Origin of the sequence: Streptomyces xylophagus (assembly GCF_000716435.1) — a bacterium.
GTDB lineage: Bacteria > Actinomycetota > Actinomycetes > Streptomycetales > Streptomycetaceae > Streptomyces > Streptomyces xylophagus.
Genome location: NZ_JNWO01000018.1, coordinates 47706 through 64024 on the forward strand (window position 1 = coordinate 47706; position 16319 = coordinate 64024).

11 protein-coding genes are annotated in these 16319 nt (G+C 69.7%); 5 read left to right on the top strand and 6 right to left on the bottom strand.

Annotation, left to right across the window (positions count from 1 at the left end):
• The first annotated feature begins 46 nt into the window (after positions 1-46).
• The 3 genes from trhA to OO70_RS33745 all read left to right on the top strand — a co-directional run bounded on the left by trhA (position 47) and on the right by OO70_RS33745 (position 3094).
• The gene (gene trhA / locus OO70_RS33735) at positions 47-760 is read left to right on the top strand and encodes a PAQR family membrane homeostasis protein TrhA (protein ID WP_043679777.1); all 714 of its coding nucleotides are present in this window, start codon (positions 47-49) and stop codon (positions 758-760) included.
• Positions 761-875: 115 nt separating this feature from the next.
• Positions 876-2465: an MFS transporter gene (locus OO70_RS33740; RefSeq protein ID WP_043679780.1), complete on the top strand. Its 1590-nt coding sequence runs from the start codon at positions 876-878 to the stop codon at positions 2463-2465.
• A 5-nt stretch (positions 2466-2470) separates the two neighbouring features.
• Positions 2471-3094: a TetR/AcrR family transcriptional regulator gene (locus OO70_RS33745; RefSeq protein WP_456113481.1), complete on the top strand. Its 624-nt coding sequence runs from the start codon at positions 2471-2473 to the stop codon at positions 3092-3094.
• A 27-nt stretch (positions 3095-3121) separates the two neighbouring features.
• On the opposite strand, the gene OO70_RS33750 is transcribed toward OO70_RS33745, so the two are convergent.
• The 6 genes from OO70_RS33750 to OO70_RS33775 all read right to left on the bottom strand — a co-directional run bounded on the left by OO70_RS33750 (position 3122) and on the right by OO70_RS33775 (position 12465).
• Positions 3122-5539, bottom strand: a complete 2418-nt coding sequence (locus OO70_RS33750) for a galactose oxidase early set domain-containing protein (RefSeq protein ID WP_043679787.1) — start codon at positions 5537-5539, stop codon at positions 3122-3124.
• Complete coding sequence (locus tag OO70_RS33755) at positions 5536-6726, bottom strand: glycosyltransferase (protein ID WP_043679790.1); 1191 nt, start codon at positions 6724-6726, stop codon at positions 5536-5538. The genes OO70_RS33750 and OO70_RS33755 overlap by 4 nt, the downstream gene beginning before the upstream one ends.
• On the bottom strand, positions 6726-8372 hold the full coding sequence (locus OO70_RS33760; protein ID WP_043679793.1) for an ArnT family glycosyltransferase: 1647 nt from the start codon (positions 8370-8372) through the stop codon (positions 6726-6728). Before OO70_RS33760 ends, OO70_RS33755 begins: the two co-directional genes overlap by 1 nt.
• On the bottom strand, positions 8369-9637 hold the full coding sequence (locus tag OO70_RS33765) for a glycosyltransferase (protein WP_043679796.1): 1269 nt from the start codon (positions 9635-9637) through the stop codon (positions 8369-8371). The genes OO70_RS33760 and OO70_RS33765 overlap by 4 nt, the downstream gene beginning before the upstream one ends.
• A gap of 193 nt (positions 9638-9830) precedes the next feature.
• The gene (locus tag OO70_RS33770; RefSeq protein ID WP_043679799.1) at positions 9831-11858 is read right to left on the bottom strand and encodes a thioredoxin domain-containing protein; all 2028 of its coding nucleotides are present in this window, start codon (positions 11856-11858) and stop codon (positions 9831-9833) included.
• Positions 11839-12465, bottom strand: coding sequence for a winged helix-turn-helix domain-containing protein (locus tag OO70_RS33775; protein ID WP_051741881.1), 627 nt, complete (start codon positions 12463-12465; stop codon positions 11839-11841). Before OO70_RS33775 ends, OO70_RS33770 begins: the two co-directional genes overlap by 20 nt.
• Positions 12466-12557: 92 nt before the next feature.
• Here OO70_RS33775 and OO70_RS33780 point away from each other — a divergent pair, with 92 nt between their 5' ends.
• Together OO70_RS33780 and OO70_RS33785 are read left to right on the top strand one after the other, a co-directional pair.
• A complete protein-coding gene (locus OO70_RS33780; protein WP_043679801.1) occupies positions 12558-12932 on the top strand; it encodes a hypothetical protein in 375 nt (124 codons plus the stop codon).
• 166 nt (positions 12933-13098) lie between these two features.
• Positions 13099-16302, top strand: a complete 3204-nt coding sequence (locus OO70_RS33785) for a tetratricopeptide repeat protein (protein ID WP_043679803.1) — start codon at positions 13099-13101, stop codon at positions 16300-16302.
• Positions 16303-16319: the final 17 nt, after the last annotated feature.

Genomic DNA, 16319 nt, shown 5'->3' on the forward strand with positions numbered 1-16319 from the left:
GTCGCACTGATACGTAACTTACGGTTCCGTAGGTACGATTGCGCGCATGACTGCGTCCGTCCCCGACGCGCCCACGGACACGCCGATCGCAGGCCACGGTCCCTCCGCGCTCTCCCTCCCCGACCATGTCAAGCCGAAGTTGCGCGGCTGGCTGCACCTCGGCATGTTCCCGGCCGTGCTCATCTCGGGCCTGGTGCTCACCGCGCTCGCCGACACACCCCGGGCCCGTATCGCCTGCGGGATCTTCGCCCTGACGGCCTGCCTGCTCTTCGGGGTCAGCGCGCTGTACCACCGGGGCGACTGGAGCCCGCGCATGGACGGCATCCTGCGCAGACTCGATCACGCCAACATCTTCCTGATCATCGCGGGCACGTACACGCCCCTGACGATGCTGCTGCTGCCGGGCGCCAAGGGGCAGTGGCTGCTGTGGAGCATCTGGGCCGCGGCGGCGGCCGGCATCGCCTTCCGGGTGTTCTGGGTCGGCGCGCCGCGCTGGCTCTACACCCCCTGCTACATCGCGATGGGCTGGGCGGCCGTCTTCTTCCTGCCCGACTTCATGCGCACGGGCGGCATCGCCGTCCTGGTCCTGGTGGTCGTCGGCGGACTGCTCTACAGCGCGGGCGGCGTGATCTACGGCATCAAGCGCCCGAACCCGTCACCGCGCTGGTTCGGCTTCCACGAGGTCTTCCACTCCCTCACGGTGGCGGCGTTCCTCGTGCACTACGTCGGGATCTCACTGGTGGCGTACCAGCACGGGTAACACCTGAGACCCACCCCAGCTTCATGGCCACGGCTTTCGAGCCGTGGCCATTTTTCATGCGCTGAAAGTCGATCCCTGTTGACACGCACCATCTTTTGACAGCTACTCTCATTTCATGGTTACTGTCACTCAGAACAACGAGGTGCGACGCGACCCGCGCCGCTGGTGGGCCCTCGGGGCCCTGGTCGCGAGCATGCTCACGCTCGGCTTCGACACGACGATCCTCAATGTCGCCCTGCCCACGATGGCGGGCCAGCTCGGCGCCACCACCGGCCAGCAGCAGTGGATGGCGGACTCGTACGTCATCGTCTTCGCCGCGCTGATGCTCCCGGCGGGACTGCTCGGCGACCGGTACGGACGGCGGCGCATGCTCGTCGTGGGGCTCGGCGTCTTCCTCGCCGGTTCCGTGGCCGGCGCCCTGGCCGACGACGTCAACTGGGTCATCGCCGCCCGCACGCTCATGGGCCTCGGCGCCGCACTGGTCATGCCGCTCGCCCTGTCCGTGCTGCCCTCGCTCTTCGGACCCGACGAGCGCACCAAGGCCGTCGGCATCATCTCCGCGGCCTCGTCGCTCGGGCTGCCGCTCGGCCCGATCATCGGCGGCTGGCTGCTCAACCACTTCTGGTGGGGCTCGGTCTTCCTGGTCAACGTGCCCATGGCCGCCGCCGGCATCGCCGCCTGCGTCTTCCTGCTGCCCGAGACCCGCGACCCCGCCTCCCCCAAGGTCGACGTCCCCTCCACCGCGCTCACCGCGGCCGGCCTCGGCGCCCTCATCTACGCGATCATCGAAGCGCCCGGCCGCGGCTGGGGCGACCCGCTGATCGTGGGCATGCTCGCCGGAGCCGTCGTACTGATCGCCGCCCTTGTACTGCGCGAGCGGCGCATGGAACGCCCCATGCTCGACATGAGCCTGCTCCGCCACCGCGGCTTCCTCTTCAACACACTCGCCGCGACCCTCGTGATGTTCGTCCTGTCCGGCCTGCTGTTCGTGCTGCCGCAGTACCTCCAGGCGGTGCTCGGCAACGACGCCCTCGGCACCGGCGTCCGGCTGCTGCCCATGATGGGCGGCCTGATCGTCGCGGCCCGGGCCGCACAGCCGCTCGTCGCCAAGTTCGGCTCCCGCGCGGTGGTCACCGCGGGCCTGGTGGTGCTGGCCTTCGCCGCCGTGCTCGGCAGCCGTACGAGCGTCGACTCCGGCTACGGCTTCACCGCGCTGTGGCTGTCCATCACCGGCTTCGGCTTCGGCTTCTCGATCGTCCCCGCGATGGACGGTGCCCTCAGTGCGCTGCCCCGCGACCGGGCCGGCAGCGGTTCCGGGCTCCTGATGACGATGCGCCAGGTCGGCGCCGCGATCGGCATCGCCCTGCTCGGCAGCCTGCTCGCGAGCACGTTCCGCGACCGCCTCGACGTCACCGGCCTGCCCGCGAAGGCGGCGGACACCGCCGGGGAGTCGGTCGTAGCGGCGCACATCGTCGCTCAGAAGACGGGCTCGGCAGACCTCATCGCCTCCGCGAACAGCGCGTACGTCCACGGCATGGGCCTGGTCCTGCTGGTGTGCGGCGCCGCCGCGCTCGTCACCGCGCTGCTGGCGGCGGCGTTCCTGCCGAACACCCCGGTGGCCCCGACCACGAAGGAGGACGAGGACGAGGACAAGGACGACACCGCCGCAGCCGTGGCCACCGCTCTGGCGGATGCCGGACAATGAACGGCATGACGGCCGCACCCTCCCCCTTCAGCCCCGCCGACCGCCCTCAACTGGGCCTCCGCGAGCGCAAGAAGATCAAGACCCGCGAGGCGATCCGCACCGCGACGTACGCACTGGTCAAGGAACAGGGGTACGACGCCACGACCATCGAGCAGATCGCCGAACGCGCCGAGGTGTCGCCGTCGACCGTCTTCCGCTACTTCCCCACCAAGGAGGACATCGTCCTCACGGACGAGTTCGACCCGCTCATCATGGAGGAGCTCCGGGCCCGTCCGGCCGACGAACCATGGATGGACACCCTCCGCTACGTCATGCAGAAGGCCGTCAGCCTCGGCATGAAGGAGGACGAGGAGGTCTCCCGGCTCCGGACCCATCTGATGGTCCAGGTCCCGGCGGTGCGCTCACGCATGATGGAGAGCATGTCGGTCACCGGCACCATGCTCTGCGAGGCCATCGCCGAACGCACCGGCAGGGACCAGGACAGCCTGGAGGTACGGGTCTACGCCATGTCGATCATCGGCGCCCTGATGGAGACGTCCCTGTACTGGGCGGAGAACGGCCACCGGGACGATTTCAAGGTCCTGCTGGACCGCACGCTGGACGTGCTGGAGCACGGGCTTTCCGAGTGAGCCCGTGCTCCAGGTCGGTATCGACCGCTAGCGCTTGGTCAGCACGGTCCTCACGTCACCCTTCCCGCAAGCCACCCCGTCCTTGTTCGGGTCGAGCCGCAGCGGATCGTCCTTGCCGTTGACCTTCAAGCGGCCGTAGTCGTTCTGCCGGAGCCATGAACAGCGGGCCGCAGTCGTCGACTTGACCTCGGCAGGGAAGACCGTCGGCACGCAAACGTTGATCGTGCCGTAGTGGCGGTCGCAGCCGGAGATGGTCACGGAGACCTTCTGCGAGGTGCGCTTCTTGCCGGGCTCGGTGACCTTGCCCGTCAGGGAGTCGGCGAAGGAGTGGACGTGGGCCGAGGCCGTGTCCGTGGTCAGGGCCGAAGGGCCTTGCAGATGGACCCACTTGGCCACCGACGGCACACCGTTGGCGTCGACCGCGAAGAGCATGTACCAGCCTGGCGGCGCCAGGTTGGGGTTACTCGTCACGTTCAGGTCGACCGTGTTGCCGTCCACCGAGAGCGGCAGGTCGACGAAACGCTGGTTCGGGTCCGAGGAGTGCGTGACCGCGGCCGGGCGGATCAACTCCGCCTTGGCGATGGGCCGGTCGACGGTGATCGTCTGGGTGTCACCGTACTCCCACTCGTTGTCGATCACCGAAGTGATCGTCGGCCGCGTGCCCTTGAGGAGATACGGCGGGGTGTAGATCGACACGTTGTGGTTCCAGGTGCCGTTGCCCGGGTTGTCACCGGTCGACATCACCCGCCCGTCCGGCAGGAGGAAGGACGAGGAGTGGTAGCCGCGCGCCTCCGGGTCGGCGGCCACCGGATCGAACGTCGTCGTCGCCGGGTCGAAGATCGACGCCTCATAGACGGGGTTCGCGCGGTTGTGCAGCCCGCCGCCCGTCTCCAGCACCGTGCCGTCCGGCAGGAGTACGGCGGACACGTACATCTTGCCCTGCGCGCCGGTCTCGGCCACCGGACCGTTCCCCAAGTCGACGGTCCCCTGCGGGATTTGGGGGCCGACGGTGTACGTCGGGTTCGCGGCCTTGAGGTCGATGATGTCGGTCAGCCGGTTCGCGTCCGGGTTGGAGTCGATGTTGCCGCCGCCGATGGTGAGGACCTTCTGGTCCTGCGCCGGAGGCAGCAACACGCTTGCCGACTGGTCTCGTTCGTCCTTGTTCTGCAGCCCCGACACCGAAGTGATCGTGTTGGCTCCGTAGTCGTAGATCGCGCTGCCCGTGCCCGGGATGTTGTTCCCGAAGACATGGCTGCCCGTGTAGAAGAGCCGGCCGTCCTGCATCAGGACCATCGACGGGTACAGCCCCCAGTACGACCAGGTCTGGTTGACCTGCGACAACGGCAGCCACTTCTGCTGGGCGTCCGACCAGTACTCGGCGGTCACCGACCCCGTCGAGTCCTCGCGCAGCCCGCCGAAGGAGATGACGTCACCGTTGCCGAGTTCGGTCGCCGACGGGTACCAGTGGCCGTCGTTGAGGTCGTTCGTCTTGCTGTACGTCTCGGTCACCGGGTCGAAGATGTACGAGTCCTTGTACCCCTCGTACCCGTGCGAACCGTCCGCCGCCGGGAACGCCTTGTTGCCGCTCAGCACCAGCACCCGGCCGTCCTGCAACTGGATGTGTCCCGAGCAGAACATGTCCTTCGGCGTCGGAATCACCTTGTACGTCCCCGCGACCGGGTCGTACACCGCACTCGTGAACGTCCCCGCGTCGAACTGCTCCTGGCTGTTGCCGGAGCCCGCGATCAGCAGCACCTTGCCGTTGTTGAGGACGACGGAGTGCATCGAGCGGACCGGGTTCTGCGTGGGCAGCACGTCCCAACGCCCATTCGCGCACTCCTCGGCGGTCGCCGTGCAGGTCGCGGGCGGCAGCGTGTCCGGGACCTGGTCCATCGTGTAGTCGTCGGTGGTCGCGGACCCGGTGCCGTAGACCGAGACACCCCAGGTGATCCGGTCGGTACCGGCCGGGACCTCCGGCGTACGCACGCTCGCCTGGGCCCAACTCGCGCTCATGTCCAGGGTCTTGAGGTCGGTCCAGTACTGCCAGCCGGCCGTCGCGTCGTGCCGGAACAGCGTGATGTTCGCGTCCGGCGTGGTCGTCTTGTACCAGAGCCCGAGGTCGTACTGCTTGCCCGCCGTCACCACCGGCGCGCAGGCCGTGGACTCGGTGATCAGCGCCTTCCGGTCACCGTCGACGCGCCGCGTCACGTTGACCTGCATGGCCTTCGAACCCGAGTGGGCGTCCGAAGTGGTCGTGAAACTGAAGTCGTTGTCGCCCCAACCCGACTTCTCCCAGCAGTACGGCATCCCGTCGCCGCCGTCGGTCTCGAACCCCGGGTTGAGGACGAGGTTCGCGGCCTCGGCGGACTGCGGCACGGCGAGCAGCAGTCCGGCGGTCAGCGTTCCCACCCCGAGGAACGCGGTTCTTCTGCGGTACTTGTTCACACGGCTCTCCTTGCGGCTGTACGACTCCCCTTACGACGCGGGAGGTAGACCAGCGCTTCGGTGCCGACGAAGCGCAGGACGAACGTCATGACCAGTGCGAGCGCGGTCGCCGACACGGCGCCCATGCCGAACCTGTGGACGAACAGGGCGATCAGCGGGATGCGCAGCACCAGGTCGGCGTTGGCGAGCAGCGCGAACCGGCCCGCCCGGTCCCACCAGTTGCGGTGCCGGCGCCGGTCGCGGAACAGCAGGTGCTCGATGAGGTAGAAGTTCCAGGCCACGCCGAGCTGGTTGGCGAGGATCTCGGCGGGGACGTAGTGCATGCCCGTCTTGGTGAGGGCCCACAGGCCGACCAGGTTGGGGATGAAGCCGGTGGCACCGATCAGGCCGAACACGATCATGCGCGCGACGGGCGAGGCGGTGCGCAGGCCGAGCAGGTGGCGCAGGAAGCGGAAGCCTTCCTGCGCGGTCGACTTGGACTCTCCGGCGAACCGGTCCTGGAAGACGAACGGCACCTCGGTGACCTGGCGCGGACGGCTGCGTACGGCGAGTTCGAGCAGGATCTTGTAGCCGAGCGGCTTGAGCGCGTCCGCCGTCACCGCGCTGCGCCGGATCGCGAAGAAGCCGCTCATCGGGTCGCTGATACCGCGGAGTCGGCGAGGGAAGAGTGTCTTGGTGAGCCAAGTCGCCCCGCGGGACACGGCGATGCGATATCCGCCCGCCAATCCCTCGCGGCTGCCGCCCTTGATGTACCGGGAGGCGACGACGAGCCCGGCGTTCGCGCGCTCGCCGGTGCCGACCAACTCCGGTACCAGGGACGGCGGATGCTGGAGGTCGCCGTCCATGACGACGATCCAGTCGGACGTCGCCGCCTTGATCCCCTCGACGACGGCGCCGCCGAGCCCGCCGACCGGTTCGTCCCGGTGCAGGACGGTCACCGGGAACGGGCAGTCCTGGGCCGCCTCGAAGATGACCTCGGGGGTGTCGTCGGTGGAGTCGTCGACGAAGACGACCTCACAAGGGAGCCTGGTCGGCACGGATTCGGTGATCCGGTGCAGCAACTCCCGTACGTTTGCGGACTCGTTGAAGGTCGGTACGACGATGGTGACGGCACCGGGCTCGGCGATCTCGGCACCGCGTACGGCCGGGTCGCCCAACTCTCCGGGGACGATGGACTCTTGGCTCATCACTCGGCTCCCACGGTCTCGCGCTGGATCTGCCGGATCTCGATGCGGTCGGCGCCGGTGCCGAAGGTGGCGACCGGTGTGGAGTGCTGGATCGCCGCCTTGACGTTGGGCAGGTCGACCGCGTCGCGCCGTACCGTCGGGGAGGCCACGACGTAGTCGATGTCCTTCCAGCCGTGGGGCATCGTCTTGGTGACGGCGGGGTCGAGGTCGGCCTTGTAGAACCAGATGACCCCGAGCCCGGGCCGGTACCCGGCGTGCACCAGGTCCAGCCAGAGCGCGTCGTCGACGAGGACCCGGGTGTCCTTCGGGTCCTTCACCTCGGTGGACAGCCACTTGGAGGCTGCCCGGTAGGGGGCGTTGGCATCCGCGGTCACGGCGGTGTGGTCGCCGTCGTACCAGTGCGGTACGACATAGGCGCCGGCGGCGACCGCGAGGACGGCGGCGAGGGCGTACCGGCCGCCGGTGACGTACCGCCGCTCCCCCTCGTGCCGCCATCTGCGCAGCACCGCGTGGGCGACGGAGGCGGTGCCTCCGGCGAGGACGAGCGCGAGGAAGGGCAGCGCGCCGATGACGTACATGGCGGGCAGGTAGCCGCCCGGGCGCATCGCCACGGCGGCGAGGATCGCCACGGTCAGGGCGGGTCCGGCGAGCGAGCGGGCGGTGACCGACCAGCGCCAGGTGACCAGCAGGAGCAACGCCCCGGCGAGACCGCCCAGCGGCAGGACACGGTCGTAGTACAGCCAGGAGTGGAGGACGCCGAACGAACCCGTGCCCTGGTCGAGGATGAAGCCCGAACCGGGCCTGGTCATCTGGTACTTGAGGCCGTCCCACAGGGAGACGTGGCCGCTGCCCGGCAGCAACTCGCCCTTGAGCAGGGCGAAGAGAGGGTACGAGAAGCCGATGAGGGCGCAGGCGGTGATGGCGCCGGTGAGTGCGAACTTCCTGGTGTCCCGGTGTCCGTGGCGCCACATGGTGACCAGCAGCGCGGGCAGGATGACGACCATCGTCTCCTTGGTGAGGACCGAGGCCGCGGCGGCGAGTCCTGCACCGAAGTGGTGCCAGAGATGGCGACTTGGGGAGGCAGCCGCGCAGAACGCGAGCAGCATCCACATCACGGCGATGTTGTCGAGGAAGATCTCCCGCTGGAGGATCACGGACAGCGGGGACAGCCCGAAGAGCAGCATGCCCAGGCCGGCCGCCCAGCGGGGCAGGGACAGCCGGCGGGCGAGGACGTAGACGAGGATCGCGCTGATCGCGCTGATGACCAGCATCGCGAGGCGCATGGTGCCGACGGTCATCGAGCCGGGGCTGAAGTGCGCCGGTATCCAGGTGAGCAGGGCGATCTGGATCCAGCCGAGGGGCGGATGGTCGTACCAGTAGGTGTAGTGGGCCAGGCCGGTGCCCTGCTGGACGGCCCAGGCCTGGGCGAGGTAGGTGCCCTCGTCGTCGCTGAGCGTCGGGTAGTCGGCGATGTTCCAGCCCTGCACGACGAGGATCGCGACGAGGAGCAGGCCGCAGAGGAGGAGGTCGGAGTGGGAGGAACGGAGTCTGCTCGGCGGTGTTGTTCGACCCGCCGAACCGGTTTCAGGCGCAGGCTGCCGCTGCGCGGGGACCGTGGTGGTCACCGCGGGAAGGGTGGAAGTCACGCAGGAACGTCCTCTCGGATCACTGCGGTTTCGGTGAGGTGCGCGCCGACATGGGAGGTCAACTCCCAGTCGTTCCGGCCACGTTGCTCACGCCACACTGCGCGGATCGCGGCTCCGGCGAGGAGGACCTGATAGAAGGGGCCGCCCACGACGAGCTTCAGATAGTGGACGGCGCGGACGCGCAGTCCGTACTGCTTGCCGAAGTCGTGCAGTCCGACGACCTCGAAGACGAAGGTGACCGCGGCGGTGACCAACGGCAGGAAGGTGAGGAAGGCGATGCCGACCGGCACGTCCAGGAACAGCGCGACCGCCGCGTTCAGCGGGATGATCACCCCGGAGAAGGCCTGCAGGAACGGCGTCATCAGCGTGTACCGGGCGAGCAACCGCTGCCCGAATCCCGGGAGTTGCTTCCAGTCCTTCTTCCGGTAGACCTGAAGGAAGCCCTGGTTCCAGCGGGTTCGCTGCTTCAGCAACGACATCAGGGAGCCCGGGGTCTCCTCCCGGGTCACCATGTCGGAGTCGTAGGCGACGACGACCTTCTTGCCGACACTGGACAGCCGGACGCCCAAGTCGCAGTCCTCGGCGAGGCAGTTGGGGTCCCAGCCGTCGGCTTCCCGAAGGGTGTCGGTCCGCACGAAGACGGTGTTGCCGCCGAGCGGAATGAACCCCTTCTGCGCGTGCAGGTGCAGCCGGGACCGGAACCAGAAGAAGTACTCCAGGCAGTTGCGCAGGCTGTACCAGCTGGAGTGGAAGTTGATGAGCTGGACGCCCCCTTGGACGACATCCGCTCCCGTCGTCCGGAACGCGTGGTCGACGTGGGCCAGCAGCTCCGGATGGACCTGGTCCTCGGCGTCGAAGACCCCGACGACATCGCCGCGGCAGTGCGGCAGCGCCGTGTTCATGGCCTTCGGCTTGTTCTTCTTCTCGTGCGTGTCGACGACGACGCGGACGCGCGGGTCGCGCTCGGCGGCGCTGTTGGCCACCGCGGCGGTCTCGGGGTCGTCGTGCCCCACGATCACGATGATCTCGAAGTCGGTGTGGGTGGACTCCAGCAGCCGCTGGATGGTGTGGTCCAGCACGGCCTGTTCGTGCCGGGCCGGCAGCAGCAACGAGAACGAGACGTGCTCGTCCCCGTCCGGGCTGCTGAATCGGGTGGAGGCGAGCACTTCGGGCGTACGCCACGCGTGCATCTGCCACCACAAGGTGAAGGCGGCCATCCAGAACAGGGCCAGCGAAACGACAGCGATGAAGACGGACGTCAGCAACAGATCCCCCCAGGATCCCCAATTCCCCCCGTCGCGACGGTGAGTCACATCCGCCGCGTCACGGGGCAGAGACTATGGGTGATCTGTGAAGTGGACAGGTGCCTTCGGTGAAGACCGTGTTTCATCACAATGAGACCCGCGCGTGAGCATTTCTCTCACTGGTCGCGTTTGAGATGGTTACGAATCTGACATTTCACCTGCTCAGCGCGGTACGCAGCCGCTCCGGATCGGTCGTCGGCGCGTCACAGGTGAAGTTACGGCAGACATACGCGGCCGCTCCCCCCTCGACCAACGGCCGGTCGGCGAGCAACGGCAACTCGTCACTCCCCGCCACCCCGAAGGCGACCACCGCACCGGGCGCGGTCCCCAGAAGTGCCGTACGGTGCAAGGCTTTTGCGCCTTCTTCGGTGAGTGATGACCCTACGACGGCGACCTCGCGCGGCCCGTCCAGATACGCCTCGGCGACGGCCAGCCCCCACCCGATGAAGCGCGGCACCCGCGGCCCGAGCGCCTTCACGACCCCCAACGCCCGCTCGGCGGCGGTGCGATGGGGCTCGGCACCGGTCTGCGCGGCATAGCTCAGCAGGGCACCTGCGGCGGCGGTCCACCCGGACGGCGTCGCGTTGTCGGTCGGATCCTGCGGCCGACGAATGAGCCGCTCGGCATCGGAGGCGGTGTCGTACAGCGCCCCCGACTCGTCCACGAACCCGGCGAGCACATGGTCGAGCAGGAACCCGGCGAACTCCAGCCAGACCCCCTCCCCCGTGACGGACGCCAGCGCGAGAAACCCCTCGGCGACATCCGCGTAGTCCTCCAACACCCCGGCGTTCGCCCCGACTTGACCGTCCTTGCTGGTGCGGGCCAGCTTGGCGTGCTCGTCCAGATGCAGCCGTACGAGGAGATCGGCGGCGGAGACGGCGGCCTCGACCAGATCGGGCCGGTCGAAGTAGGCGCCGGTCTCGGCGAGCGCGGCGATCGCGAGCCCGTTCCAGGCGGCGACCACCTTGTCGTCACGGCCGGGAGCGGAACGCCCGGCGCGGGCGGCGAGCAGCCGACTCCGTACCGACGCGATCTTCTCGGCGTCGAACACGCCCTCGTCCTGCGGGAGTTGGAGGACGGACTGCCCCTCCTCGAAGGTCCCTTCGTCCGTCACCCCGAAGTACTGAGCGGCCAGCTCGGCATCCTCCTCCCCGAGGACCTCGGTGAGCTGCTCGGGCGTCCACACGTAGTAGGCGCCCTCGACGTGCTTGCCGGTCCCGTCGTCGCTGTCGGCGTCGAGCGCGGAGGCGAACCCGCCCTCGTTGGTGCGGAGTTCGCGCACCAGGAAGTCGGCGGTCTCGACGGCAACGCGGCGGGCGAGTTCGGAGCCGGTGCTGCGCCAGAGGTGGGCGTAGACGCGGCAGAGCAGGGCGTTGTCGTAGAGCATCTTCTCGAAGTGCGGGACGACCCACTCGCGGTCGACGGAGTACCGCGCGAACCCGCCCGCGAGCTGGTCGTAGATACCGCCGCGCGCCATCCGCTCGCAGGTGTCCTGCGCCATCTCCAGCGCGCCCTCGGAGCCGGTGCGGGCGTGGTGGCGCAGCAGGAACTCGAGCGCCATGGACGGCGGGAACTTGGGCGCCCCGCCGAATCCGCCGCGCTGCGGGTCGTACTCCCGGGTGAGCCCGAGGAGCGCCTGGGACAGCTCCTCCTTGCCGGGGGCCTCGGTGCTGCCGTAGTCGATCTCGCGCTGGGCCAGGTCCCGCGTGATCTTCCCGGCGACCTCGGCGACCTCGTCGCGCCGGTCGCTCCAGGCACTGCGCACCCCTTCGAGGACCTGGCGGAAGGACGGCATGCCGTGGCGGGGGGCCGGCGGGAAGTAGGTGCCGAAGTAGAAGGGTTCGGCGTCCGGCGTGAGAAACACGGTCATGGGCCAGCCGCCCTGGCCGGTGGCCGCCTGCACGGCCTCCATGTAGACGGCGTCGACGTCGGGGCGCTCCTCGCGATCGACCTTGATGCTGACGAAGTGCGCGTTGAGATAGTCGGCGGTGGGCTGGTCCTCGAAGGACTCGTGGGCCATGACGTGGCACCAGTGACAGCTGCTGTATCCGACGCTCAGCAGAACAGGTCTGTTCGACTTCCGGGCCTCGTCGAAGGCCTCGGTCGACCAGGGCCACCAGTCGACGGGGTTGTCGGCGTGCTGGAGCAGATACGGGGACGTCTCATGGGCCAGTCGGTTCACCGGTCCACTCTCCCACGGGGTCGGGAGCCGCGTAGAAGCGCAGGCTCATGTGGCGTGCCCCCTCGGGAGCGTCCTCGGGGGCGTGGCCGTAGCGGTCGAGCAGATCCTGGTAGGCGCGGACGAAGCCGACCAGGTCCTCCTGGGTCATCCAGGCGCCGGTCCGCTGCACCTGGGCCCAGCCCTCCGGCCCCCGGTACTCCTCGTGGGCGCGGCGGAACAGTCGCGTGTCCACCTCGATCTTCAGCAGGGCGAGCTGCTCGGCCGCCGCGTACTCGTCGGGGGCCATCGTCGCGGGGTCCGGCGCGGTGTGGCTGAAGGGCAGCGCCCGCCACCAGCGCTCCCGGCCGCCCGACTTCTCGGGGATCTCCTCGATGAGCCGCTGCTCGGCCAGTTTGCGCAGGTGGTAGCTGGTCGTGCCGGAGCTCTCGCCGAGTTCCCTGGCCAGCACGGTCGAGTTCGCCTCGGTGTGCCGGCCGAGGTAGTCGAGGATGCGGCGGCGCAGGGGGTTGCCGAGGGACTTGTAGAGGGCGGTGCGTTCGAGGCTCGTCAGCTCGGAGTTCGACCGTTCGGAGTTCGGCAGCTCGGACTCGGGGGTGTGACCAGGCATGGGACCACCGTAGCGCCCAAGACATCAGATCGCAGAACAATCTCTGCAGAATTTTATTTGCAGAATTTCCTCTGCGGTTCTACCGTGGAGCCATGCGAAGGAAATGGACGCTGATCCTGCTCGGCTCCGCAGCTGTGCTGCTGGTGCCCTGGATGGTGGTGCTCGCCCTGACGCTCCCCACCAGTACGGAGGTGCGGAACTGGTCGCTGGCCTGGATCGGCCTCGACGTCCTCATGGCGCTCGGCTGCGCCACGACCGCGCTGCTGGGCCTGCGCGGCGACCCCAGAGCCCGGCTCGCGGCATCGGCGACGGCAGCCGTCGCGATACTCGACGCCTGGTTCGACATAACGACGGCGCAGGCGGGCGGCGACCTTGTCGTGGCCGCGGTCTGCGCGGTGGGAGAGACGGCTTTGGCGTGCGCCTGCGGGTTCGTGGCGTTGTCGAAGGGGCGTGTGGGGGTGCGGTGAGGTGGTGGAGGTGGGGGTGGGGGCCTTTGTCACTTGTGGGGGTGGGGCCCTCGTCACGTCAACGGGCGGGCCCCCCAGCCACGTCGTGATCGTCGCCCTCTCGCGCTCACGCCTCCCCCGAAGGACACTCATAGGCCAGGAAGTTGCCGCCGGAGGGGGACGCCACATGCGGGACAGCCATCGGAGCGACGCCGAACGGCTGTTGGCTCGGGCCGTGGAGGAGGAGGTGCGGCGCTCCGGCGGCCGCACCGACGGGCAGGTGCTGCTGACGCGGTCCCGGGCCGCTCTGGACGCCATGGCCCAGACGGCGGCCGAGGAGTACGAGGCCTATACGGGGGCCCTCGACGAGGCGTCGGCCGGACAGCTCACCTTCGGGCAGCGCTTCGCCAAGGAGGGCGCGGGAACTCCCTTACTGGTGGCGGCCGTTGGAGCCGTCGCTGCCGTCGTCGCCGACCTGACCCTCGGCACCGGCGCCGGCACCGCGCTCGGCGCGGGTGCGGTCGTCGGTGTCGTCGGCGCGGCGGCCACCGTCGTGAAGGTGACCGCGTCCCATCTGCCCGCCGCGCATCACCGTGCCGGGGCCGCGAGTCAGCCCGGTGGCCCGGAGCAGTTGCGGCTGCAGTGGCTGACGGCGTTGGAGGTGCGGGGCATCCGTCCGTTCCTGGACCAGCAGCGGGTCCTCGCCGCCTCCACCGGGCCGACGAAGAAGCCGGGGCCGCAGCTGCGCGGTGCGGACAAGAGCGCGGCGGCCCGGCGGCGGAGTGTGCTGGAGCAGTCCTTCGGTCAACTCCCGGACGCGGTGGGGGCGTTCGCCGGTCGGCGGGCGGAGCTTGCTCGTATTCGGCAGTTGGTGCAGGCGGCCCGCGCGAGCACGGAGACCCGGCCGACGGTGGTCGTCCTGCACGGGGCGCCCGGCTCGGGGCGGACCACTCTCGCGGTGCGTGCCGCGCACGATCTGCGGGACCACTTCCGCGGCGCCTGCGTGGTGGACCTGCGCGGCGACAGCCCCGGCGAGCCGCCCCTCCCCACCCGCGACGCCCTGCTGCACCTCCTGAACCGGCTCGGCGCACCCCGCGAGCAACTGCTCTTCCGTGAACGCTCCTCCCCCGACCAACAGGTCAAGCGGCTGGGCGAGTTGTACCACCAGCAGCTGACCGGACTGCCGGTGACGATCGTCCTGGACGACGCCTCCGATGTCGCGCAGGTGGCCACGCTGGTCCCCGAGCGCTCGGACAGCCTGGTCGTGGTCACCGCCCGCAAGCCCCTCGACCTGCCCGCCGAACTGACCGCCTGGGTACATCAGTTGCCGGTCGAGTCGCTGGACGCGGCGGGCGCGGAGGAGCTGCTGGGCACGGCGGCACAGGACGGTTCGGGGCCCTACGACGCCGAATCCGCCGACCGGATCAGGGAGTTGTGCGGCGGCCTGCCGCTGGCGCTGCGGATCGCGGGCTCGTCCCTCGGCCCGCGCTCACCGCGTCAACTGGCCACAGATCTCGGCGCGTACGGCCCGGTGGAGCCGGTCGAGCGGGTGCTGTGGCTGCGCTACACCGACCAGTCGGACCCGGCCCGCAGACTGCTGCGGCGACTGGCACTGGCCGGCCGGGCATCACTGGGCGCCGCTGCGGCGGCCGCCCTGCTGGGCACGGACCAGACGGAGGCCACCCGCCATCTGCAGGCCCTCTCCCGAGCAGGCCTCATCGACCACGTCCGCGGCACCCGCTACCGCCTGCACGACCTGGTCCGCGCCTTCGCCCAGGCCCGCCTCCTCGACGAGGAAGAGCCCTCGGAGCGTACGGCGGCGCAGGAGCGGCTGATCGTGAACTACGGCGAACTCGCCGACTCCGTACTGCGGTTGGTCGACGGAAACATGTCGACGCGCTCGGACCGGTTCGGCCCGCACGGCTTCACCTCGCTCGACGAGGCGCTGCGCTGGCTGGACGACGAGTCGAGCTTCATCACCTCGACGCTGCGGCACGCGGAGGGCGTCGACCAGGGTGCCGTACTGAATCTGCTGGGCGCGCTGTGCGACTACTGCCTGCTGCGCGGCGACCTCTACCGCCTCGGTGAGATCAGCGAGTTGGCGCAGGCCGTCGACCAGGGGCTCCTTGTCCGCTCGGTGCAGTGGCGCACGGGTATCGCGGCCCGGCAGCTCGGCGAACTCGACAAGGCACGCACCACCCTCACCTCCGTCGTCGACCTCTACATGGAGGCCCACCACGACGCGGGCGCCGCGCGCGCCCTCTGCTCCCTCGGCATCACCCTCCACCACCAGGGCAACCTCACCGAGGCGGCGGCGAAACTCCGCGAGGCCCTGGACCTGCAGGCCCCGCCCGAGCTGGCCACGGACCGCGCCTGGACGATGCACGCCCTGGCCGCCGTGGAACGCGACCGCGCCCGACTCCCCGAAGCCATGCGGCTGTTGACCGACTCCCTGGTCCTGCACCGCGCCGGCGAGTCCGTGCACGGCGAGGCATGGGCCCACTTCCAGCTCGGCCAACTCGGCCTGCGCATGGGCGACATCCCGCGCGCCGAGTCCGAACTCACCACAGCCCTCGGCCTCTACGGCCGTACCCGCGACGCCCGCGGCGAGGCCTGGGCGCTGACCCAGCTGGCCCGGGCCCGACTCGTCGCCGGCGACCCGTCCCCGGCGGTGGACGGCCTGCGCCAGGCAGCCGCCCGGCACCGCGAGAACGAGGACGCGCGCGGCGAGGCCTGGACGATCTACTACCTGGGCCAGGCCCTGGAGGAGGCAGGCAACCTCGACCTGGCGGTACGGGAACTGGAACGCTCCCGCACGATGTTCTCCCGCATGCGGGACGTCTACGGCCTGGCCTGCGCCCGGCACCACTCCGCCCGCGTCACCCGCGACCAGCGCGCCGCCCAGACCGGCTCCCTGCGCAACTCCGGCTTCGCCCGCCAGCTCCTGGTCGACGCCCGCGCCGACTTCCAGCGCATCGGCGTCGCCCACGGCGAGGCGTGGACCTGCCTGGAACTCGCGGTGGTGGACGCGGGCAACGCCCGTACCCAACAGGCCCTGACGCTGTGCGACGAGGCGCTGGGCCTGTTCACCTCGTACGGCGACCACCGCGGCGAGGACTGGGCCCACTTCCTGCGCTCCACGCTGCTGCCGTACGCGGCCCCAGGCGGTGTCGAGGTCGGCACGGCGGTCGCGCAGGAGGAACTCGCCCAGCTCTCCCGCGCCGGCCACCCGCACCGCGACGAGAAACTCGACGACTACGTGCAGGCGTACCGGCTGCTGCTGGAGCGGGGCGTGAACCTGGACGCGGGCTGGCAGGCCTGGCGACTCGGCATGGTGCCGAGCCGGCACGCCCGCGAGGTGATGGGGGTGGCGGTGCCGGACCGGCCCTGAGCACCCCCGTACGGGCC

Coding starts and splice junctions, on each gene's coding strand:
- OO70_RS33755 (WP_043679790.1), bottom strand. CDS start 6,726: ATGAGCCAAGAGTCCATCGTCCCCGGAGAGTTGGGCGACCCGGCCGTA.
- OO70_RS33740 (WP_043679780.1), top strand. CDS start 876: ATGGTTACTGTCACTCAGAACAACGAGGTGCGACGCGACCCGCGCCGC.
- OO70_RS33775 (WP_051741881.1), bottom strand. CDS start 12,465: ATGCCTGGTCACACCCCCGAGTCCGAGCTGCCGAACTCCGAACGGTCG.
- OO70_RS33785 (WP_043679803.1), top strand. CDS start 13,099: ATGCGGGACAGCCATCGGAGCGACGCCGAACGGCTGTTGGCTCGGGCC.
- OO70_RS33745 (WP_456113481.1), top strand. CDS start 2,471: ATGACGGCCGCACCCTCCCCCTTCAGCCCCGCCGACCGCCCTCAACTG.
- trhA (WP_043679777.1), top strand. CDS start 47: ATGACTGCGTCCGTCCCCGACGCGCCCACGGACACGCCGATCGCAGGC.
- OO70_RS33780 (WP_043679801.1), top strand. CDS start 12,558: ATGCGAAGGAAATGGACGCTGATCCTGCTCGGCTCCGCAGCTGTGCTG.